General features: G+C 65.6%; 18 protein-coding genes. 10 read left to right on the forward strand and 8 right to left on the reverse strand.

The features are described 5' to 3' along the window. Positions 1 to 19 precede the first annotated feature (19 nt). Both cydB and KRR55_RS14525 read right to left on the reverse strand, forming a co-directional pair. On the reverse strand, positions 20 to 1,042 hold the full coding sequence (gene cydB, locus KRR55_RS14520) for a cytochrome d ubiquinol oxidase subunit II (RefSeq protein ID WP_217389834.1): 1,023 nt from the start codon (positions 1,040 to 1,042) through the stop codon (positions 20 to 22). Positions 1,043 to 1,072: 30 nt separating this feature from the next. Further along, on the reverse strand, positions 1,073 to 2,647 hold the full coding sequence (locus KRR55_RS14525) for a cytochrome ubiquinol oxidase subunit I (protein ID WP_217389835.1): 1,575 nt from the start codon (positions 2,645 to 2,647) through the stop codon (positions 1,073 to 1,075). Between the two features lie 203 nt (positions 2,648 to 2,850). Between KRR55_RS14525 and KRR55_RS14530 the strand changes: the two genes are divergently transcribed. Further along, positions 2,851 to 3,225 carry a BlaI/MecI/CopY family transcriptional regulator gene (locus KRR55_RS14530; RefSeq protein ID WP_217389836.1) on the forward strand — a complete coding sequence of 125 codons (375 nt, stop codon included), beginning with the start codon at positions 2,851 to 2,853 and terminating at the stop codon, positions 3,223 to 3,225. A gap of 24 nt (positions 3,226 to 3,249) precedes the next feature. After that, positions 3,250 to 4,212, forward strand: coding sequence for a M56 family metallopeptidase (locus tag KRR55_RS14535; protein ID WP_217389837.1), 963 nt, complete (start codon positions 3,250 to 3,252; stop codon positions 4,210 to 4,212). 118 nt (positions 4,213 to 4,330) lie between these two features. On the opposite strand, the gene KRR55_RS14540 is transcribed toward KRR55_RS14535, so the two are convergent. Continuing rightward, entirely contained in the window at positions 4,331 to 6,436 is a 2,106-nt protein-coding gene (locus KRR55_RS14540) for a DNA gyrase/topoisomerase IV subunit B (RefSeq protein WP_217389838.1), read from the reverse strand. 199 nt (positions 6,437 to 6,635) lie between these two features. Between KRR55_RS14540 and KRR55_RS14545 the strand changes: the two genes are divergently transcribed. Then, the gene (locus KRR55_RS14545; RefSeq protein ID WP_217389839.1) at positions 6,636 to 6,860 is read left to right on the forward strand and encodes a DUF7455 domain-containing protein; all 225 of its coding nucleotides are present in this window, start codon (positions 6,636 to 6,638) and stop codon (positions 6,858 to 6,860) included. A gap of 189 nt (positions 6,861 to 7,049) precedes the next feature. Here the strand turns inward: KRR55_RS14545 and KRR55_RS14550 are convergent, their stop codons facing one another. From KRR55_RS14550 to KRR55_RS14565, 4 genes are all read right to left on the reverse strand, one after another. Next, complete coding sequence (locus KRR55_RS14550; protein WP_217389840.1) at positions 7,050 to 8,273, reverse strand: RNA polymerase sigma factor; 1,224 nt, start codon at positions 8,271 to 8,273, stop codon at positions 7,050 to 7,052. Between the two features lie 294 nt (positions 8,274 to 8,567). Further along, positions 8,568 to 9,725: a DUF4192 domain-containing protein gene (locus KRR55_RS14555; protein WP_217389841.1), complete on the reverse strand. Its 1,158-nt coding sequence runs from the start codon at positions 9,723 to 9,725 to the stop codon at positions 8,568 to 8,570. Between the two features lie 148 nt (positions 9,726 to 9,873). Further along, positions 9,874 to 11,193: an MFS transporter gene (locus tag KRR55_RS14560; RefSeq protein ID WP_217389842.1), complete on the reverse strand. Its 1,320-nt coding sequence runs from the start codon at positions 11,191 to 11,193 to the stop codon at positions 9,874 to 9,876. After that, positions 11,193 to 12,128, reverse strand: coding sequence for a proteasome assembly chaperone family protein (locus KRR55_RS14565; RefSeq protein ID WP_217389843.1), 936 nt, complete (start codon positions 12,126 to 12,128; stop codon positions 11,193 to 11,195). The genes KRR55_RS14560 and KRR55_RS14565 overlap by 1 nt, the downstream gene beginning before the upstream one ends. Before the next feature lie 408 nt (positions 12,129 to 12,536). On the opposite strand from KRR55_RS14565, the gene KRR55_RS14570 reads away from it, so the two are divergent. The 5 genes from KRR55_RS14570 (at position 12,537) to KRR55_RS14590 (ending at position 18,728) form a co-directional block, all read left to right on the forward strand. Next, complete coding sequence (locus KRR55_RS14570; RefSeq protein ID WP_217389844.1) at positions 12,537 to 14,051, forward strand: leucyl aminopeptidase; 1,515 nt, start codon at positions 12,537 to 12,539, stop codon at positions 14,049 to 14,051. Positions 14,052 to 14,354: 303 nt separating this feature from the next. Next, complete coding sequence (gene lpdA, locus KRR55_RS14575) at positions 14,355 to 15,734, forward strand: dihydrolipoyl dehydrogenase (RefSeq protein WP_217389845.1); 1,380 nt, start codon at positions 14,355 to 14,357, stop codon at positions 15,732 to 15,734. Positions 15,735 to 15,882: 148 nt separating this feature from the next. Next, positions 15,883 to 17,634: a 2-oxoglutarate dehydrogenase, E2 component, dihydrolipoamide succinyltransferase gene (sucB, locus tag KRR55_RS14580; RefSeq protein WP_217389846.1), complete on the forward strand. Its 1,752-nt coding sequence runs from the start codon at positions 15,883 to 15,885 to the stop codon at positions 17,632 to 17,634. A gap of 125 nt (positions 17,635 to 17,759) precedes the next feature. Continuing rightward, complete coding sequence (locus tag KRR55_RS14585) at positions 17,760 to 18,110, forward strand: hypothetical protein (protein WP_217389847.1); 351 nt, start codon at positions 17,760 to 17,762, stop codon at positions 18,108 to 18,110. Between the two features lie 180 nt (positions 18,111 to 18,290). Further along, positions 18,291 to 18,728 (forward strand): OsmC family peroxiredoxin, encoded by a 438-nt coding sequence (locus KRR55_RS14590; RefSeq protein ID WP_217389848.1) that lies wholly within the window; start codon positions 18,291 to 18,293, stop codon positions 18,726 to 18,728. Positions 18,729 to 18,784: 56 nt separating this feature from the next. On the opposite strand, the gene KRR55_RS14595 is transcribed toward KRR55_RS14590, so the two are convergent. Beyond that, complete coding sequence (locus tag KRR55_RS14595) at positions 18,785 to 20,398, reverse strand: serine/threonine protein kinase (protein ID WP_217389849.1); 1,614 nt, start codon at positions 20,396 to 20,398, stop codon at positions 18,785 to 18,787. Between the two features lie 103 nt (positions 20,399 to 20,501). Here KRR55_RS14595 and lipB point away from each other — a divergent pair, with 103 nt between their 5' ends. Further along, positions 20,502 to 21,182: a lipoyl(octanoyl) transferase LipB gene (gene lipB / locus KRR55_RS14600; RefSeq protein ID WP_217389982.1), complete on the forward strand. Its 681-nt coding sequence runs from the start codon at positions 20,502 to 20,504 to the stop codon at positions 21,180 to 21,182. After that, positions 21,179 to 22,180, forward strand: coding sequence for a lipoyl synthase (gene lipA, locus KRR55_RS14605; protein WP_217389850.1), 1,002 nt, complete (start codon positions 21,179 to 21,181; stop codon positions 22,178 to 22,180). Before lipB ends, lipA begins: the two co-directional genes overlap by 4 nt. Positions 22,181 to 22,189: the final 9 nt, after the last annotated feature.

Consider the following 22,189-nt stretch of genomic DNA (forward strand, 5'->3'; position numbering starts at 1 on the left):
TTTTCTTCTCCTGGCTCCGTTAGACGATCGGGGTCACGTTGTGCGCCTCGGGGATGTGCTCCTCGGTGACGCGCTTGCGGAACACCCAGTAGGTCCAGGCCTGGTAGGCCAGGACCAGCGGCAGCCCGAACGCCGCGACGATGCTCATGAGCTTGAGCGTGTAGGGGGTCGAGGATGCGTTGGAGACGGTCAGGTTGAAGGCCGCGTCGATGGTGGAGGGCAGGACGTTGGGATAGGCCGCCGTGAATATCGCCGCGACACCGGCCAGCAGGAAAACGCCCAGTCCGATGAATACCAGGCCCTCGTTGTTCCTGCGTGCCCGGAACCAGGCGAACAGCAGTGCGCCCACCGCCAGTCCCAGCGGCGCCAGGGCCACCACGCTCCGGTTCAGCAGGACCACGGCCACGGCCCAGGCCGCCAAGGGCGTCAGCGCCACCGGCAGCCAGCGCGCCACGAGCCTTGCCGCCCGGGCACGGATGTCGCCGTCGGTCTTCAGGCCCAGGAAGGCCAGCGCGTGGATCAGGCAGAATGCGACGACGGCGAGCCCGCCCAGCACCGCATACATGTTGAACCAGGCGAAGGGTCCGCCGACGCGGTCGCCGTTGGCGTTCAGCGGGAGACCGGTGGTGCTCAGGGCGAGCATCGCCCCGACGCCGAAGGCTGCCACAAAGGAGCCCAGGAAGATGGCCCAGTCCCAGGCGTTTCGCACGGCAAGGGTATGGGCCTTGCCGCGGTATTCGAAGGCCACGGCGCGGAAGATCAGGGCCACGAGCACCAGGGTCAGCGGGACGTAGAGAGTTGAGAAGAGCGAGGCGTACCAGTACGGGAAGGCCGCGAAGGTCGCGGCGCCGGCGGTGATGAGCCACACCTCGTTGCCGTCCCAGACGGGGCCGACGGTGTTCAGCAGCACGCGGCGCTGCTTCTCGTTTTTGGCGAAGGTCTTCATGAGCATCCCCACGCCCAGGTCGAATCCTTCAAGGAACAGGTAGCCGCCCCAGAGCACGGCTATCAGGATGAACCACAGGGTGGGCAGGAAATCCACGGTCAGAGTCCTAACTCGTAAGTCGTCGGGTCAGTAGGCGAAGGACAGCACGTCGGTGTCCTTGTCGCCGTCGTCGGGGTGTTCATGCAGTTCGGGCATGGCCGAACCGATTCCGCCGCGGACGTACCGGATCAGCAGGACGACCTCGACGACCAGCAGGAACGCATAGATCGAGACGAGGGCGATCAGCGAGAAGAGCATCTCCCCCGCGCTGACCCCCGGGGAGACAGCGGCGGCGGTGTACATGAACACCTGGTCGATGCCTTGAAAGCTGGGATTGGGGGCCACGACGAATGGCTGGCGACCCATTTCGGTGAAGATCCATCCGGCGGAATTCCCGCCCAGTGGGGCCAGAATTCCGAGGACGGCCAGCCGGGAGATCCACTTGCTGTGCGGAACGGTTCCCTTGCGGGTCAGCCACAGGGCCACGGCGGCGGCAACCGCCGAGAGCCCGCCCAGGGTGATCATCAGGCGGAAGCCCCAGTAGGTGACCTCCATGACCGGCAAGTAGTTGATTTCGCTTCCGGCGCGTTCCCCGTACATCGGGTCATCCGGGAGGTGGGTGCCGTACTTTTCCTGGTACTCGGGCAGGAGTGTGTTTACGCCCTTGACTTCGGTCGTGAAGTTGTCGTGGGCGAGGAATGAAAGCAGCCCCGGGATTTCGAAGACTCCGACGACGTTGTCGCAGGTCGTTGCCCCGCCGCCCCGCAGGTCGCTGACGGACAGGAGCGAGAATCCCGTCCCGTCGTGGCATGCCGCCTCTGCCGCCGCCATCTTCATGGGCTGCTGTTGGATCATCAACTGGGCCTGGGCGTGGCCGGACAGGGCAACCCCCATGAAGGAAACCATCGCAACGGCGGCGCCGATGCGCAGGGACTTGATCCAGACCTGGTAATCGACCTTGTCGCGGTTTTTCCCCAGCGTGCCTGATTCCCCGACGATGACCTTGCCCGCGGCGTCCACCGTGTCGATTCCCGCCTGGCGGCGCTTGTAGAGGTGGAACCAGGAGATGCCCAACAGGAACCCGCCGGCCACGGCGAAGGCCCCGAAGATGGTGTGCGGGAAGGTGACCAGGGCGGTGTTGTTGGTAAAGACCGCCCAGGCATCGACCATCGTGGCTCGGCCGTCGACGATTTCGGTGCCCACGGGGTGCTGCATCCAGGAGTTGGCCACCAGGATGAAGTAGGCCGAGAAGATGCTGGCCAGCGAGGCAATCCAGATGGTGGCCAGGTGGATGCGTTTGGGCAGCCGGTCCCAGCCGAAGATCCACAACCCAAGAAGCACGGATTCCAGGAAGAAGGCCAGCAGCGCTTCCATGGCCAGGGGTGCGCCGAAGACGTCGCCGACGAAGCGGCTGTATTCGCTCCAGGCCATGCCGAACTGGAATTCCTGGACGATGCCGGTGGCCACGCCCATGATGAAGTTGATGAGGAAGAGCTTTCCCCAGAACTTCGTCATGCGCAGGAATTCCTCCTTGCCGGTGCGGTGCCACGCGGTCTGCATGACCGCAACGGTGAGACCCAGGCCGATCGTCAGGGGAACCATCAGGAAGTGATAAACGGTCGTGATACCAAATTGCCATCTGGCAATTTCAAGTACATCCATGCCAAGCCCTTCAGTGCAGAAATTCGCGGCGTCGAGGCGGACCCGCGCCCCAAGTTCTACGATTCGTAGAACTCCTTTCTACTCACTGTAGAACATTTGGCCCCGGCGCGGTAAACTGGTGCCAACGGGAAGCGTCCACGACGCGGACCGTTGGCCCCTGCGTTAGCTGCACGGGTCTTGGAACACTTTGTTAGGAAATGAGATTGGCCACTCTTGGCGACCTTGAACGCGCAGTAATGGAACTCCTTTGGGATGCCGAATCCCCGCTCACGGCCAATGAACTTCGCGACCAACTTGCAGCACCCGGCGACGTCGAGGGCAAGGAACTTGCCGTGACCACCGTCCTGACGGTGCTGGCGCGGCTGGAGAAGAAGGGCCTGGTGGCGCGCGAACGCGACATCCGCCCGCACCGCTACACGTCGGTGACAAGCCGTGAGGACCACACCGTGTCCTTGATGAACGAAGCCCTGGGTACCGTGCTGGATCGCGAAGCCGTGTTGGCTCGCTTCATCGGCGGCATTTCCGCCGAGGAAGCACAGTCCTTGCGCCTGCTCCTCGATACACCACGTAACGCCTAGCGACGATCGGCACGGTCACCAAACGTGCTGCTGACGTCCTATCTCCTGGCGGGGCTGGCCATTCTTCTGGCATGGCCCATACCCGTCGCACTCTCGCGCGCCCGCTGGACGGCCCGATCCCCCTTCGTCGCGATGGTTGTTTGGCAGGCCATAGCATTGGCCGGCGGCCTGTCCATGATTGGTGCGATGCTTTTTTGGGGCCTCGAACCATTGGGAGATTCCCTTCTGGGAGCCCTGCACGGAGGGCTGAGGCTTGTCCTCGGTGATCCAGACGTCCGGTCCCCGGGAACCATCCACGTCTTTGCCTTGAGCACCGCGGCGCTGCTGGGTTTCCATCTGGTCCTCACCTTGATCAGGGCCGCCTGGCGCATTACCCGCCAGCGGGCACGACACCGGCACATCCTTTCGCTGCTCAGCGAGAAATCCACCGCCAATCCCGGCACCTTGGTGTTGGACCACGAAACCCCCATTGCCTATTGCCTGCCGAGCTTCACCGGTTCCGTCACGGTTCTTTCGCGCGGCCTGGTCCAACGGTTGAACGAGGATGAACTTCGGGCGGTTCTTGCCCACGAAAAGGCGCACCTTGAGCAACGCCACGACCTGCTGTTGCTGGCCTTTACCTCTTGGAATGACGCCCTGCCCTGGCTGCCCACCGCGAAGCACTCGCTGGCTGCGGTCCAGGAACTGGTGGAGATGCTTGCCGACGACGCTGCCCTGCGCGTCGTCACTGCCCCGGTTTTGCTGCGTGCCCTCTTGACTGTCGCCACCGGCGCCCTGGGGGAACCGTCGGAGCGGGAGAATGCTGTCCTGCCCGGCGCGGGGACCGGCGGAGCACCGACCGAAGAGCTTTCATCGCATCGCCTGCGGCGGCTGCTGACCCCCGAGATGCCGCTCTCCGCCACGATGCGCACCCTGGTTCTCACGGCCGCGCTGCTCCTTCTGGCGTTGCCGACCACCATGTTGGTGGCACCGGGGCTTTTCAGCTAATCCTGCCGAGGTCCCTCGTGCGCTCAGCGCCGGCCGTCGCCGGACACGCCAATGGCCGGCAGATGCCCCCGGAATTCAATATCCTTAGGGTGCACCCGCCGGCCATGTCGTTTTCCCGCTACGCGTCGATCCGGTCGCGTTCGAGGCGCTCGGCCCCGGAGATGATGAATTCCTTGCGCGGTGCAACATCCGAACCCATCAGCAGGTCAAAGACCCGCTCGGCCGATTCGGCGTGCTCCAATCCCACCCGGCGCAGCGTGCGGTGGCGCGGATCCATGGTGGTTTCGGCCAACTGGTCCGCGTCCATCTCGCCCAGGCCCTTGTAGCGCTGGATGGGTTCCTTGTAGTGCTTGCCGGCCTTTTCCAGGGCGGCCAGCACCTCGTGGAGCTCGTTTTCCGAGTATGTGTACACCATTTCGTTGTCCTTGGCCCCGTGGTTGATGACCTCGACCCGGTGCAGGGGCGGCACCGCCGCATAGACCCGTCCGGCCTCCACCATGGGGCGCATGTAGCGGAAAAACAGCGTCAGCAGCAGCGTGCGGATGTGCGCGCCGTCGACGTCGGCGTCGGTCATCAGCACGACCTTGCCGTAGCGGGCCGCGGAGATGTCGAAGCTGCGCCCCGATCCGGCGCCGACCACCTGGATCAAGGCGGCGCATTCGGCGTTGGAGAGCATGTCGGCAACCGAGGCCTTTTGCACGTTGAGGATCTTGCCGCGGATCGGCAGCAGCGCTTGGAAGTCCGAGGACCGCGCCAGGCGGGCGGTCCCCAGGGCGCTGTCACCCTCGACGATGAACAGTTCGGTCTTCTCGGTGTCGGTGCTGCGGCAATCGGCCAGCTTGGTTGGTAGCGAGGAGGTTTCCAGCGCGTTCTTGCGGCGCTGGGTCTCCTTGTGGACGCGCGCGGAAATGCGCGACTTCATCTCGCTGACGACCTTCTCCAGCAGCATCGCCGCTTGGGTCTTGTCGCCCTTGGCCGTGGAGTTCAGCTTGTCCGTGAGGCTTTTCTCGACCACCTTGGCAACGATCAGGCGCACCGCCGAGGTGCCGAGGATTTCCTTGGTCTGCCCCTCGAACTGCGGCTCGGCCAGCCGCACCGTCAGGACGGCGGTCAGCCCGGCGCCGACGTCGTCCTTCTCGATCTTGTCGTTCCCCGCCTTGAGCTTGCGGGCGTTGGCCTCAATGACCTTGCGGAAGGTCTTGAGCAGGGCCTGTTCGAAGCCGGTCTGGTGTGTTCCGCCCTTGGGGGTGGAGATGATGTTGACGAAGGAGCGCAGGTTGGTCTCGTATCCGATCCCCCAGCGCAGGGCGATGTCCACCTCGCAGGTGCGTTCGACTTCGGTGATCCGGCTGTGTCCGGAGTCATCGATGACCGGCACCGATTCCTTGAAGGTCCCCGAGCCGTGGAAACGCCAGATGTCGGTGACCGCCGCGTCGTTGGCCAGGTATTCCACGAACTCGGAAATCCCGCCATCGTGGTGGAAGACCTCCTCGTAGGGGCCGTCCTCGCCCAGCGTGCCGGCCAGGCCGCGCTCGTCGCGCAGCGTGATCTTCAGGCCCGGCACCAGGAACGAGGTCTGGCGGGCGCGTGCCTGCAGTTCGGTGTAGGAGAACTTGGCGTCGGGCGTGAAAATCTGTCGGTCGGCCCAGTAACGCACGCGGGTTCCGGTCACGCCGCGCTTGGCCTTCCCCACCACGTCGAGCACCGAGGCGGTGGAGAACGGCTCGAAATTGGAATCCGGCTTGGGCTTGCCCGCGTCGGCGAAGCGTCCGGGCTCGCCGCGGCGGAACTGCATCCCATAGGTCTTGCCGCCGCGGTCCACCTCGACATCGAGCCGGGAAGACAGCGCGTTGACCACGGAGGCGCCCACGCCGTGCAGGCCGCCCGAGGCGGTGTACGAGCCGCCGCCGAACTTGCCGCCGGCATGGAGCTTGGTGAAGACGACCTCGACGCCGGAGAGCCCGGTCTTGGGTTCGATGTCCACCGGGATCCCGCGACCGTCGTCGTGGATCTCCACCGAACCATCCGGGTGCAGGCTGACCTTGATGGATTGTCCGTGGCCCGCCAGCGCCTCATCGACGGAGTTGTCGATGATCTCCCACAGGCAGTGCATGAGTCCGCGCGAATCGGTGGAACCGATGTACATGCCCGGACGTTTGCGTACCGCCTCGAGCCCTTCCAGGACGGATAGGTGTCGGGCGTTGTAGTCAGTGCTTTTGGCCACGGTGATAGAACTCCTCAAAAACGTCGGAACGACGCTAACCACAATAGTCTCTGGCCCCGCCATTTCGCTGATGCGTGCCGCCAGTGAGCGGCAGCTCACCCCCGGATGGGCTACGCGGTCAGCGAAAGAGCGAACTTTCAAGAAGAAAAATGCCGTGTTGCTGGTTGTATTGGATACACATCGAATGAAGGAGGTCATCATGACAACGACCGCAGTAACCCGAGAGCTGAATGCCCTTGATCGTTGCGACCGGTGCGGTGCACAGGCTTTTGTGCGTGCGGTATTGGAGACCTCCGGTGGTGAGCTATTCTTCTGCGGACACCACGCTCGCGCGGTAGAGGAAAAGCTGCGCCCCTTGACCAACGAATGGCAAGACGAAACAGCGCGTCTCTACGAGAAGCCTGTTTACGACGACGAGGACTAATACGGTCGCCAGCCTCTTGCTGAGCTGACTGACGAGCGGGACCCCGGCAACAAGCCGGGGTCCCGCTGTCGTTTGGTGAACACTCAACGCGAACTGGAGACTCACGGCTTAAACGCAAGGTGCCGGTGTCCCCCCGCGGACTTGCTGGGGAAAACACCGGCACCTGCATCGGGCCCTCGGGCCGAACTCCTAGTCCAGGTAGTCGCGCAGGACCTGGGAACGGGAGGGGTGACGAAGCTTGGACATCGTCTTGGACTCGATCTGGCGGATGCGTTCACGGGTGACACCGTAGACCTTGCCGATTTCGTCAAGGGTCTTGGGCTGGCCGTCGGTCAGGCCGAAGCGCATGGCCACGACGCCGGCTTCGCGCTCGGAGAGCGTGTCAAGCACCGAGTGCAGCTGTTCCTGCAGCAAGGTGAAGGACACCGCGTCGGCGGGGACAACGGCCTCGGAGTCCTCGATGAGGTCACCGAATTCGGAGTCGCCGTCTTCACCCAGCGGGGTGTGCAGGGAGATCGGCTCGCGGCCGTACTTCTGGACCTCGACGACCTTTTCGGGGGTCATGTCCAGTTCCTTGGCGAGCTCCTCCGGGGTGGGTTCGCGGCCCAGGTCCTGGAGCATCTGGCGCTGCACGCGGGCCAGCTTGTTGATGACCTCGACCATGTGCACCGGGATGCGGATGGTGCGGGCCTGGTCGGCCATCGCGCGGGTGATCGCCTGGCGGATCCACCAGGTGGCATAGGTGGAGAACTTGAAGCCCTTGGTGTAGTCGAACTTCTCGACTGCACGGATCAGGCCCAGGTTGCCTTCCTGGATCAGGTCCAGGAAGAGCATGCCGCGACCGGTGTAGCGCTTGGCCAGCGACACCACGAGGCGGAGGTTGGCCTCGAGCAGGTGGTTCTTGGCGATCTTGCCGTCGTGGACGATCTGCTCGTAGTCCCAGCGCAGGCGCTTGTCCATCTTGCCTTCGTCGGCGGCGAGCTTCTCGTGGGCGAAAAGGCCGGCCTCGATGCGCAGGGCCAGATCGACTTCCTGCTCGGCGTTCAGCAGGGCGACCTTGCCGATCTGCTTTAGGTAGTCCTTGACCGGGTCGGCGGTGGCGCCGGCGACCATGACCTGCTGCTGCGGGGCGTCGTCTTCGTCTGCGGTCAGGACAAAGCCCTTGGAGTTCTCGTCTACCGCGGGTGCCTTGGGGGTCTCGTCGGCATCGTCGGCGTCGGTTTCAGCTTCTTCGGACTCTACGTCCTCATCGGCCTTGGCACGGGACTTTGCAGGAGCGCGCTTCGCAGCAGGCTTCTTCGCGGTGGCGGCCTTTGCGGCAGCCGGCACGGCAGCTGCCTTATCCGTAGTTGCATCCTGCGGATCGGCGGCAGCATCCGCTGCCTGGCCATTGGTGGTCGTCTCAGAAGACACGAAATACCTTTCTCACGGTTCGTCCGCGATGCCACCTACCGGTAACACCACTATGACCCTGTCAAGTCCGCGTCCCGCCGAATAACGGCGAGTCGGGATCCAGGGTCCAATTAGTTGAACGCCTTTTTCCCGCCATTTGTTCCCATCGAACCAACTCGATGGTGCCGGCTTGATAGCCATGGAACACGAACCCAACCGGGTCTGTTGGTTAACAGTGTCTCACGTTTCAGTGTCACGGAGATTCATCGGGAACGTGATCCGACGAATTATCTGCCACGGGGTTCCCCGCCGGGCTCAGGCACTGAGCCGTCCTTCCAGCCGGAGCCGCCATGCGCGTGCCGGATCCGCCACCCACGATGGCATTTCGCCCGATTCCACCAATTTGCCCATGAGCTGTGCGAGCCGGTATTCCGGATCGTTTTTCAGCGCCGACCCAAAGAGCCTTAGCGCGGAGCTCCCCTTTCCCTTGGCCCAGTTCACCCAGCCCAGCAGGCACAGGAGCGCGCAGGCCTCCTCCCCTTCCGCAACGCCGAGCAGGTCGCGGCAAAGGAACCACAGGCGCTCAATCCTGTCCCAGTCGGGGGTGCATGGCGCCGTTCCCAGCAGGAAGTCGGAGAAGTCCTGCGATGCCCGCCCGAAGTCGGAGGCGCGAGAGACCTCTTTCAACGCCTCGAACGCGCGCAGGGTTCCGCGGCCGGCCAGGTAGGGAAGGATGTCGCGAATCATGCGGTCGCTGAGCGAGAGCAGGAGCGAAGCGCACAATACGTCGTCGGCCCGCAGCCGGCGTTCGGCGACGGCCGGATCCGCATCCAGCAGCCCGGCCCAGTCCTTGACCAACGACTCCCGCGGGACGGATCCGGACAGTTCCCGGGCCAGGATTTCCTGGTTCATCCTGACCGCGGACTTGTTGCCCCATTCGGCAACGCCGCCGCCGTCCCAGATTTGTTCCTCGGGTGCCGATCCGGCGACAACCATCCGCAGGTGGGTCTCCGTCAGCGCGAGGTCAGGCAGGTCGAATCCCTCACTGGGACAGCAGTTCTCGCTGAGGCAGAAGTAGCTGTGCCAGCGGTTGGCACCCACATACCAGGCGTCCCGGACCTGGATTCCCGAGTGCACGAGCTCGGGGGCCAGCCGCTCGACGAGTTCGTGCTTGGGCAGGGAATCGTGGCTCCCGCCGGGGACCTGCCCGGTGTAAACGGCGGCAAAGACGGCGGTTGCGTCCGGTACCTTGTGCACCAGCTGAACCAGCTGTTCGGCCCATTGGGCCGCCGTCGCGCTGCTGCATTCCGTTCGCGGCAGGTCAACCCGCAGCGTGGCAGCCAGGCACGAGCCCTGCATGATCAGCAGCACCACTGCATTGCGGGGGTAGAACCCCAAGGCGTGGGGAATGTAGGCCAGCACCTCTTCGGGGCTGGCCAAGGAAAAGTTAGACGCTGAGGGTGTAGTAGTCATGCACCCCATGCTGCGCCCGGCCCAAGGGCGGCGGGAGGCGACCCTGGTTTCATGTGGATACCGCCGACCGGGGCCGGCCCGGCGTCCTGCGGCGTGTGCGGAGCAGTCGCGTTCCCGGCTGCGGCCAGATGCGCGGCAGCGGCCGGCGCTACTCGATTTCGGTGCGCCTGGACATCTCCCGGGCCGAACGCGGCGGGTACTCGCCCCGCAACGCCATGCCGCGGCGCGCCTTGTTGCGGGTGAGGATCATGCCGACCACGCCACCGAGGATCACGACGAACTGGAAGGACAGTGCCCACCGGAACGCGTCAAGGGAGTACAGTTCGGCGCCGGGTCCCGCCGCCTTCTGCTGGAGGTCAAGCAGCCAGCCCACGACGTACACGGTGACCAGTGCGGCCAGGAACCCGCCGACATTCACGATGCCGGTGGCGGTGCCGATGACATGTGGCGGGTTGAAGGTGCGGGCGAAGTCAAACGCGATCATGGAAGCCGGGCCGCCCAGCGCAACGGACACGATCAGGACCACCAGCAGCCACATTGGTGCCTGCCCGGGCCAGAGCAGCACGACGATCCAGCTCAGGGCGATCGCCCCGATGACGTTGAACGCAATCGCCGAGCGCCGTTGCGGATGCCGCGCCACCGCCGCACCGAGGACGGGTCCGGCGACCAGGGCGACGACCACGAAGATGGAGAGCAGCCCCGAAGCGGTGGCCGGGCTGACTCCCTGGCCGGAAACCAGGAAAGGATACCCCCAGGTCAGCAGGAAGACGTTGGTGGTGAACTGGGTGGTGAAGTGCGTCCAGAAACCGAGCCTGGTCCCCGGTTCCCGCCAGGCGTTGGAAAGCAGCACCCTGGCCCGGGCCGGTGCCCGCGGTGCCTCGCTGCTGCGCGGGCCGTTGCTGATCAGCACCAGGGCAAGGGCAAATCCGAGCACCGACAGCGCCGCCAGGGAAAGGAACGCCGGAGTCCAGCTCCACAGGTGCAGCAGGGCAACGAACGGGATCAGCGAGAGCAGCTGGCCCAGTTGGCCCACCATCCCGGTGGCCTGGGTGAGCATCGGGATGCGGTAACCGGAAAACCAGATCGGCAGCAGCCGGATGACCGAGACAAAGGTCATCGCATCGCCCGCGCCGACGAAGAACCGCCCGACCAGGCCTGCACCGACCGAATCGGCCATGGCAAGCAGCAGCTGGCCGACCATCATCAATGCCGCGCCGCCGGTGATCATGGCCCGCGGCCCCCACCTGTCCACCAGGATGCCGACAGGAATCTGCAAGCCCGCATAGACAACCAGCTGCACCACGGAGAACGTCGCAAGGATCGAGGCGGAGGCGTCAAACCTGTCGGTGGCCTCCAGGCCGGCCACGCCGAAGCTGGTCCGCTGGGTCACCGCGATGAGGTAGGCCGTAATGCTGACAATCCACACCACCCACGAGCGGGCGGAGTCCAGGTGTTCGGCCTTGGTCACTAGGAATCCTTGGCGGCCGTGCCACCCTGCTCGGGGAAGCCGGAGAGGAACGCCTCGACGGCCAGGGCGAGTTCGTCGCCGTCGGGGACCTCCGCATCGGGCGTGACCAGCAACGAGCGACGCTCGACATCGGGGACGTGCTGGTCAAAGCGTTCCTCGAAGTTTTCCACCATCCGGGCGACGTCGGGGGTGGCGGCAACCTGTTCGGCGATCTGCGATTCGAGGTTGCGCCCGGCCTCGCGCAGGCGGTCGGTGGGCAGGCCCAGTTCCATGGCGGCACCGACGTATTCCAGGACGCCCACGGCAACCTGGGGGTACTCGGCCTCGGAGAGGTAGTGGGGCACGTGGATGGAGTAGCCCACCGCGTCCCTGCCGGCCTCGACCAGGCGGACCTCGATGAGGCTGGCCAGGCTCGCCGGCAACTCCGCCGTGGGGGTCCAGGTGGAGATCCCGTCGATCAGGTCCTTGCGGTTGCCGTGTGCAGTGACACCCAGCGGGCGCGTGTGCGGAACCGGCATCGGCACGGCGTCAAAGGAGACGGTCAGTCGCACGTTGAAGGCATCGACCAGCGCGATGACCGCGGCGGTGACCCGTTCCCAGGCCAGGTCCGGCTCGGTCCCGGTCAGGAAGAGGAAGTTGCGCTCCAGCCCGTCGGTGAGCCGGTAAAGCTCAAGGCGCGGGGCCTGATACGCGGCGAAGTGGTCGCCGAGGAAGGAAATCTGGGGGCGCCGTTCGCGATAGTTGACGAGCTGGTCCGTATCGAACGAGGCGATGAGCTGAGGATCCAGCGCATCCAGCAGCTCGGTGCGCACTTGGGACAGCGCATGGCCGGCATCGGCGTGGCCGCGAAGGCCGACGAGCAGGTCAAGGCCCTGAAGGTCGAGTGCATCCAGGTCGAGGTCTTCGAACCTGATCAGGGAATTGTGGTCAAGCATTGCCGCTGCTCCTTTCGGGTTGCGTCGCTGGGTTTCACCGGCCACCACCTGCGCCCTGGGTTTGACTCAAGGTGGCCACCGGTCCCCCGGGCGGGGCCGGATCGGGGCAACGCCAACTGCGGGGAAACCATGGAACGGGTGCGGGCCGGATGATCCCAATCGGGATTCGTTCGGTCGCGTACTACTGGGGTCAACCCCAATGGCAGGCGTTTTCTTCCCGTGGCCCGCAACCAATTCTAGGCCGCTTGCCAGGCGAATGCGCTGTGGGATCGGTCTCAACGATACGATCGGTAAAGGCCAATCGGCTTTTGCGTCCCGGCGACCCCGGGACGCGGCCGCCATCCCGGCCCCTTCGATGCATGCGCATCTGACGTGCATGCACAGAAACCAATGAAGAGGAATCGTTCCGTGATCAACTCCATCGATCTCAAGCTGACCGCCGTTTCGACCGACATCAAGCGCATCGGCGCGGACGCACTGGTTCTCGGTGTCGTCAAGGGCACCGATGGTCCCGTCCTGGTGGCCTCGCCCTTCAGCGCCAAGGTCACCGAAGCCCTCCAGGGTTCCCTGTCCGGCCTGAACGTCACCGGCGCCGCCGACGAACTCGTCCGCATGCCGGCCCCCGCCGAAACCAAGGCCCTGGTCCTGGCCCTCGCCGGCCTGGGGTCATTCGAGGAATCCACGCTGAGCGCGGAGGCGCTGCGCCGCACCGCGGGCTCGGCCGCGCGCCAGCTTGCCGGGCTCTCCACCGTGGTCTTCGCCCTGCCGGCGGCCACCCTCGAGCAGGCCGCCGCGGTGGCCGAGGGGGTCGCCCTGGGCGCCTACCACTTCAACAGCCACCGCTCCACCCCGGCCACCAAGCTCCCGCTGACCGAGGCCGTCATTGCCACGGCGGCCTCCGCGGATCCGGGCCTGCCGGCGGCGCTGAAGCGTGCGGCTATCCTGGGCCGCGCCGTCCGCGCCACCCGCGACCTGGTCAACGTCGCGCCCAACGTGCTCTACCCGGCGTCCTTCGCGCAGGAAGTCAAGGACTCGACCAAGGGACTGCCGCTGAAGGTCACGATCCTCGACGAGAAGAAGCTGGAGAAGGACGGCTACGGCGGCCTGATGGGCGTCGGCGGCGGGTCCGATCGCAAGCCGCGCATGGTCAAGGTGCAGTACGCGCCGGCCAAGGCAACCCGGCACCTGGCGCTGGTGGGCAAGGGCATCACCTTTGACACCGGCGGCATCTCCATCAAGCCGGCCGCCGGCATGCACGCCATGAAGTGCGACATGGCCGGGGCCGCCACCATCTTCCAGGCCATTGTTGCAATCGCCGAACTCAACCTGCCGATCACCGTCACCGGCTGGCTCTGCCTGGCCGAGAACATGCCCGGCGGCGCCTCCACGCGCCCGGGCGACGTCATCACCATGTTCGGCGGCAAGACCGTCGAGGTGCTGAACACCGACGCCGAGGGCCGCCTGGTGATGGCCGACGGACTCGTGGCGGCCAGCGCAGAAAAGCCCGACGCCCTGATCGACGTGGCCACGCTGACCGGTGCCCAAATGGTCGCCCTGGGCCTGCGCACCGCCGGAGTCATGGGCGACGAGGCGCTGCGCAACGCCGTGGTCGCCGCCGCCGGCAAGGCGGGCGAGGCCGCCTGGGCCATGCCGATGCCCGAGGAACTGCGCCCCACCATCGATTCGCAGGTCGCCGACCTGGCCAACATCGGTGAGCGCATGGGCGGGATGATGACCGCCGCGGTGTTCCTCAACGAGTTCGTGGGCGAGGCCAACGGGGCCAAGATCCCCTGGGCGCACCTGGACATTGCCGGCCCGGCCTTCAACGAGCAGGCCCCGTACGGCTACACCCACAAGAACGGCACCGGATCCTCGGTGCGCACCCTGGTGGCGCTGGCGGAGGAAATGGCCTCCGCGAAGTAGGCCTGCGGGCACAGTCCCCGGACCCGATCTTTTCTACTCTCCGTAGTAGAAATGCACGCAAGCGCGGCGGCGGCGCCCCCTCGGGCGCGCCGAATCGCCGCCGCCGCTGTGCGACCGGTCACAGGTACGCGCAATCTGCCTCACCGTATGTGGCCGAGCGCGTTTCGGGGGGCTAAGGTAAACCTGATAGATCACTAGCATGACCGTATTTTCGCGCCCGTTGAACCGGGCGCGCAGGTACACCCAAACAGACCCCTGGTCGACCACGACGTCGGCCACAACTCATAACGAGGGAGCGTTCACGTGGCCGAATCGGCAGCAACGCAAGAATTCGACATCCTCATTCTCGGTGGCGGTTCCGCCGGCTACTCGGCAGCATTGCGCGCCGTCCAGCTGGGGTTCACCGTTGGCTTGATTGAAAAGGCCAAGCTCGGTGGCACCTGCCTGCACACCGGTTGCATCCCCACCAAGGCGTACCTGCACTCCGCCGAATTGGCCGAGAACGCTCGCGAAGGCGCGAAGTACGGCATCAACACCACCCTCGATTCCATCGACCTGGGTGCAGTGCGCAGCTACAAGGACGGCATTGTCGCCGGCAAGCACAAGGGCCTGACGGGTCTGCTGAAGATGAAGAAGGTGACCGTTATCGAAGGTAACGGCCGCCTGGTCTCCCAGGACACCATCGACGTTGACGGCGTGGCGTACAAGGGCAAGAACATCATCCTCGCCACCGGTTCCACCTCCAAGACCATGGGCATCGAAATCGGCGGCCGCGTGCTGACCAGCACCGAGGCACTGAACATGGACACCCTGCCCAAGAGCGCCATCGTGCTCGGCGGCGGCGTCATCGGCGTCGAGTTCGCTTCCGTGTGGAAGTCCTTCGGCGTAGACGTCACCATCGTTGAGGGCCTGCCGTCGCTGGTCCCGAACGAGGATCCGGCGATCATCAAGAACCTGGAGCGCGCCTTCAAGAAGCGCGGCATCAAGTTCAACACCGGCGTCTTCTTCGAAAAGGTCGAGCAGGACGCCAACGGCGTCAAGGTCTCCCTGGCCGACGGCAAGACCCTCGAAGCGGAGATCGTCCTCGTGGCCGTGGGCCGCGGCCCGGTCACCGAGGGCCTGGGCTACGAAGAGCAGAACATTCCGATGGACCGCGGCTTCGTGCTCATCAACGAGCGCTGCCACACCGGCGTGGGCAACATCTACGCGATCGGCGACATCGTCCCGGGCGTGCAGCTGGCCCACCGCGGCTACCAGCACGGCATCTTCGTCGCCGAGGAAATCGCCGGCCTGAACCCGGTGGTCGTCGAGGACATCAACATCCCGAAGGTCACCTTCTGCGAGCCGGAAATCGCTTCGGTCGGATACTCCGAGCCGGCCGCGAAGAAGAAGTTCGGCGACGACCAGATCGAAACCACCGAGTACAACCTGGCCGGCAACGGCAAGTCCTCGATCCTGGGCACTTCCGGCCTGATCAAGATGGTGCGCGTGAAGAACGGCCCCATCGTGGGCGTTCACGGCATCGGCGGTCGCATCGGCGAGCAGATCGGCGAGGCACAGCTCATCGTGAACTGGGAAGCCTACCCGGAGGATGTTGCGCAGCTCATCCACGCACACCCGACGCAGAACGAATCGCTCGGCGAGGCCGCCATGGCCCTGGCCGGCAAGCCACTGCACGGTTAGTCACATTTGCTTCACCGGGCATGCGTTCCCCCGCGGAACGCATGCCCGGTGCACTAAGCTCGGAGGCACTGACCTCCCACGGGATGTGCGGGAAACCGCGGATCTCTCGCACACAAATTTTTTAGATTTTTAGGAGAACGGGAACAAGATGTCTGAAACCGTGAACTTGCCCGCCCTGGGTGAAAGCGTCACCGAAGGCACCGTTACGCGCTGGCTCAAGCAGGTCGGCGACCGCGTCGAGGTCGACGAGCCGTTGCTGGAGGTCTCGACCGACAAGGTTGACACCGAAATCCCCTCGCCGGTCGCCGGCGTCATCGAGGAAATCCTCGTGGCCGAGGACGAGACCGCCGAAGTTGGAGCCGCATTGGTTCGCATCGGTGATGGCTCGGGCTCCGGCTCGGCACCCGCCGAAGCTGCCCCGGCCGCAGAGGCACCTGCCGCACCGGCCGAGGCCCCGGCCGCAGCTGCACCGGAGGCACCGGCACCCGCCGCCGCACCGGCCGCTCCCGCCGCACCGGCGGAAGCCGCATCGGGCACCGAGATCACCCTCCCGGCACTGGGCGAGTCCGTCACCGAAGGCACCGTCACCCGCTGGCTCAAGGCCGTCGGCGAAGAGGTCGCCGTTGACGAGCCGCTGCTCGAGGTTTCCACCGACAAGGTCGACACCGAGGTTCCGTCCCCGGTCGCCGGCACCCTGTTGGAGATCCGCGTTCCGGAAGACGAAACCGTTGAGGTCGGCGCCGTCCTGGCGATCGTCGGCGCCGCGGGTGCAGCAGCACCCGCAGCCCCGGCCGAGGCCGCACCGGCCCCCGCCGCCGAGCCCGCTCCGGCCCCGGCAGCTCCCGCAGCAGCTCCGGCTCCCACCGCCGAGCCCGCTCCGGCCCCGGCAGCCCCCGCTGCAGCACCTGCCGCCGCCCCGGCTGCCCCTGCCGCCGCCCCGGCCGCTGCTCCGGCCGCCGGCAACGACGGCTACGTGACCCCGCTGGTTCGCCGCCTGGCCAACCAGAACAACGTCGACCTGGCGACCGTCACCGGCACCGGTGTCGGTGGACGCATCCGCAAGCAGGACGTCATCGACGCGGCCGCCGCCGCAACGACCGCTCCGGCCGCCGCCACCTCCACGGCTCCTGCCGCGGCACCGGCAGCCAAGGCAGCGGCACCCGTCGTGGCCTCCTCGCTGCGCGGCACCGTCGCCAAGGCACCGCGCATCCGCCAGGTCATTGCCCGCCGCATGCGCGAGTCGCTGGAAATCTCCACCCAGCTGACCCAGGTCCACGAGGTCGACATGACCCGTGTCGCCAAGCTGCGCAATGCCGCCAAGAACGAGTTCGCGGCCGTCAACGGCTCCAAGCTCACCTTCCTGCCGTTCATCGCCAAGGCCGTGGCCGAGGCGCTGAAGCAGCACCCGAAGCTGAACGCCGAGTACGACGAGTCCAAGCAGGAGATCACCTACCACAACGCCGAGCACCTGGCGATTGCGGTTGACACCGACAAGGGCCTCCTGGTTCCGGTCATCTCCAACGCCGGCGACCTGAACCTTGCCGGCCTGGCCGGCAAGATCGCCGACGTGGCAAAGCGCACCCGCGACAACAAGATCGGTCCGGACGAACTCTCCGGCGGAACGTTCTCGATCACGAACATCGGTTCGGTCGGTGCGCTCTTCGACACCCCGATCATCAACCAGCCGCAGGTTGCCATCCTGGGCACCGGTTCCATCGTGAAGCGCGCTGTCGTCGTGTCCGGCGTCGACGGCGACGACACCATCGCCATCCGCCACATGATGTACCTGTCGCTGACCTACGACCACCGCTTGGTCGACGGCGCCGATGCGGGACGCTTCCTGCAGACGCTGAAGGCACGCCTTGAAGAAGGCGCATTCGAAGCCGACCTGGGCCTCTAACCCCGGTTAGCCACTGAAGGGGACGGTCACCGCTGAACGCGGCGGCCGTCCCCTTTGCTATGTCGTCGACCACCTTCGGACGGCCGGATTCTGTGCGGTGTGCAGTTTCCATTAGGCTGGCTGGCATGACCTTTTTGCATGCATTCCTCGTATTCCTGCACGTCCTGGGTGCGGCGGCGCTCGTTGGCGGCTGGCTCGCAACATTCAAGACCCCGACGGTGAACGTCTGGCAATGGTATGGCGCCATCGCCCAGCTGGTAACCGGCCTGTTGCTGGTCGGCCTGGCCGAAATGGGTGACGGGCCGGTCAACCACGCCAAGATCGCCGTCAAGCTCCTGCTGGCCATCGGCGTCTTCGTCGCAGCCCTTCTGGGCCGCCGCAAGATCAAGAACGGCCTCGAGGTTCCGACCGGCCTGGCCCACGGCACCGGCGGCACCGCGTTGATCGCCATCGCCGTGGCGACCCTCTGGGTCTAGCCACCGGCGCACCGCCTGCTCCGGCAAGGCACAGGTGGACAGGGGCGGCGTGCCATCGGGATTCCCGGTGGCACGCCGCTTCGCCGTTTAACCAGGTCCTTTGGTTCGGTTGCCCCGGGCCATAGGATGGCCGTGGAGGCGTTCGCCTCCATCCCGTTGCAGATTCAAGGAGTTGTCACCATGGCAGTCACCACCAGAAGCGCAAGCACCGTTTGGACCGGGGACCTGGCTTCCGGGTCGGGGGAAACCACGTTCGAGACCTCGGGCATCGGCACGTTCCCCGTCACCTGGCGTGCCCGCACCGAGGCGTCCGAGGGCAAGACCAGCCCGGAGGAATTGATCGCCGCGGCCCATGCATCGTGCTTCTCGATGGCACTGAGCAATATCCTCAAGCAGGCAGGACACGTCGCCGAGAAGCTGGAAACCTCGGCAGAGGTCGACTTCGACACCAGCGACGGAGCCAAGATCAGCGGCATCCGGCTGTCGCTGAGCGCCACGATCCCGGGCATCGATGCCGCGGAATTCCAGAAGCACGCAAACGCCGCCAAGGAGGGCTGCCCGGTCTCCGCCGCACTGGCGGCCGTCCCTTCCATCACCCTTGACGCCCACCTGAACTAAGCTGCCGGACTGCCGGTGTGGGCGCCGTGAACTCGGCCCACACCGGCCCCCGCGCCTCACCGGACCGGCGATACCTGCCACATGCGCCATGCGCCATCCAGGTGCCGCAGGACCATGCGGACCCTCTGGCGTTCGGATTCCCTGGCACTCACGATGACGGCTCCCTCGCTGTCCACATAGCGATAGCCTCCCTGAACGCTGGTGGCCTCGATGGCCGCCTCCCCCGGATTGGCTCCGGGGAGGACGGCAACATCGCTCAGGCGCGTCTCCAGGGCCTCCAGCCGCAGCCCCAGCTTCCGCATGCGTGCCACGACCTTTTCATCCGCTGCAAGCGCCGGGGAACCCGCCGCATGGACCTTCCCCAATTCCTTGAGGCTTCCGGCCATCAGGCCCCGGTCGCGGCGGGCGGACAAGTCGGCCGCCACCAGCACCAGTTCTCGGCCCGGATCCGGGGTCGCCTCGGGAGCCGTCGGCATGAGCTGCACAGGAGCTTGCGGCGCCCCTGCCACGGCAGGCTCGTAGGCGTCGTTGAGCGTGCTGGAAGCCACCGCGGCCAGTGCCACCGCCAACAACCCGAGGGCCACGGCCGCGGCAATGCGGCGATTTCCGCGCTTCAGGCCGTGGATCCGATGTTGCCTGGCCCAGCGTTCCTCCCCGCCGGGCTCCTGCTTCGGTGACGGCGGCCTTGCATCGCCCTCAAACACGGCCCGGAGCCGCCGCGGCACAGGCCTCCGCTGGGCCTTGATCTGGGCCTTGCGTTCCTTCAGCATTTCCCTGTCCGCCGCCGAGGGGCTGCCGGCGCGTCGCACCCCGCCCAGAAATCCTGCGGCGGCGGGGGCTTGCCGGGTGGTGAGCATATGCTTGAGCGCGTCTGGTTCAATCGCAGCGCTCAGCTCAACGGCCTCAGGATCCCCCGCGACAAAGATCCGCTGCCCAAACTGGGCCGCACTTGGTCGCCGCTCCGGATCCGGGTCCAGCCCCTGCTCCAGCAATTTAGCGAATTCGTCGTTCACCTCCGGAACCATGGCGCCCAGCGGAACCCTGCTGTTCGTGGCGTTGGGGGGCCTGCCAGTCAACAGGTACCACGCACAAGCGGCCAGGGAATAGAGATCCCGCGCCGGTTCCAGCCCTCCTGCACCCGGGCCTAAAACCGATTCGGGGGCGCGGAATCCCTGGGTGCCGTACTCCCCCGGGGTCTGGCCCACAACACGATGCGTACCGAAGTCCCCAAGTTTTGGCTTGCCTGCCGCAGTGAAGAGGATGTTGCGCGGGCTCAGGTCGCCGTGGGTCAGCCCCCGTGCGTGCAGGAATGCGAGCGCCTCGGCGATCGGTGCCATTACGGTGATGGTTTCCCCCACGTTCAGCGGTCCGCGCACCGACACCACCTGGGCCACGGATCCTGCGGGGCAATATTCCATCAAGATGCCCGGTCCGAGGGAGGTCTCAAGCAACCCGAACGATTGCACAAGAAACTCGTGCACCAGCTGTAGCGCCTCGGACTCGACGACGCTTTCGGGAGCGTCGCCGCCGAGGATCTTTACGACCATTTCCTTATGCGTCGTGTTGTCCTCGACGACCCACACGCTGCTGCCCGAGCCCTCATCCAAGTGCCGAAGTACGCGAAATCCATCGATTCGCGGGAATGGCAATGGCTGTATCTGGGATTCCATGGTTCTGTTCTACGCCCAATGCAATTCCCGTGCTCAAGTTATCCACAAGCAACAATGGGTAGCGGATTCGAGGGCGCCCCGGGAAGCGCGTACTGTTGTCGCCATGACCATCAAATTCGAGCGAATTGGCCATGCCCCCGAGCTGGTCGATTACCGCGTTGCATGGGACATGCAGCGCCAGGTACACAATGACGTGACCGAAGGGAATTCGGGGCCCGTTGTTTTCCTCCTGGAACACGCGGCCGTTTACACGGCCGGCCGCAGAACGGAACCTGAAGACCTGCCGGTTGACGGCACCCCGGTGATCGATGTCGATCGCGGAGGCAAACTCACCTGGCACGGCCCCGGCCAGTTGGTGGGGTACCCGATCGTTCGCCTGTCCGACATGAAGGGCATCCGGGAATACGTCTCGATTCTCGAAGAAGCCCTGATCAACGTCGCAGTTGGCTACGGCATTGCCGCTACCCGCATCAAGGGCCGCAGCGGTGTGTGGGTTGCCGGGACGGACGGCGGCCAGGATCGCAAGCTTGCCGCGATCGGGATCCGCGTCGACCACGGCGTGACCATGCACGGTTTCGCCCTGAACTGCTCCAACGACCTGGCGCCCTACGCACAGATCATCCCCTGCGGAATCACCGACGCCGGCGTCACCAGCATCAGCCTGGAAACCGGAACCACCGTCACCCCTGCCGATGTCCTCGACCGCGTTGAGCAGGAGCTGGATGCCTTGTTGAGCCCGATCGTGTCGTTGACAGCTACAATCCCCGAAGGAGCCCGTTCATGAGTGCCGCACCCGAAGGTCGCCGCCTGCTGCGCATCGAGCAGCGAAATTCCGAAACACCGGTCGAGCGCAAGCCCGAGTGGATCAAGGCAAAGATCAACATCGGCCCTGAGTACGTGGGTCTGAAGAAGCTGGTCAAGTCCGAGGGCCTGAACACCGTCTGCGAAGAGGCGGGCTGCCCGAACATCTTTGAATGCTGGGAAGACAAGGAAGCAACCTTCCTCATCGGCGGCTCGGAATGCACCCGCCGCTGCGACTTCTGCCAGATCGACACCGGCAAGCCCCAGCCCATTGACCGCGCCGAACCGTTCAAGGTCGCCATGAGCGTGAAGAAGATGGGCCTGCGCTACGCCACCGTCACCGGCGTTGCCCGCGACGACCTCGCGGACGAGGGCACCTGGCTCTACGCCGAGACGGTGCGCCGCATCCACCAGCTGAACCCCGGCACCGGCGTGGAGCTGCTGATCCCGGACTTCTCCGGCAAGCCCGAGCACCTGGACGAGATCGCAGCGGCCGCCCCCGAGGTGTACGCGCACAACCTCGAGACGGTTCCCCGCCTGTTCAAGTCCATCCGCCCCGCGTTCCGCTACGACCGCTCCCTGGATGTCATCTCGCAGGGCCGTGCCAACGGCATGATCACCAAGTCGAACCTGATCCTCGGCATGGGCGAAACCCGTGAGGAAATCACCGAGGCCATCAAGGACCTCGTGGATGCCGGCTGCGACCTGCTGACCATCACCCAGTACCTGCGCCCCACCGAGCGCCACCACCCGGTCGAGCGCTGGGTCAAGCCGCAGGAATTCGTGGAGCTGCAGCAGGAAGCCGAGGAACTGGGCATCCTGGGCGTCATGAGCGGGCCCCTGGTGCGTTCTTCCTACCGCGCCGGTCGCCTATGGGCCGCCGCCATGCGCAAGAAGGGCAACGCAATCCCGGAGGCCCTGGCGCACATTGCCAGCTCCGGCGACACCCGCCAGGAGGCTTCTTCGCTGGTCGGCTCCTAGCCGGTTCCG

Origin of the sequence: Paeniglutamicibacter quisquiliarum (assembly GCF_019084045.1) — a bacterium.
GTDB lineage: Bacteria > Actinomycetota > Actinomycetes > Actinomycetales > Micrococcaceae > Paeniglutamicibacter > Paeniglutamicibacter quisquiliarum.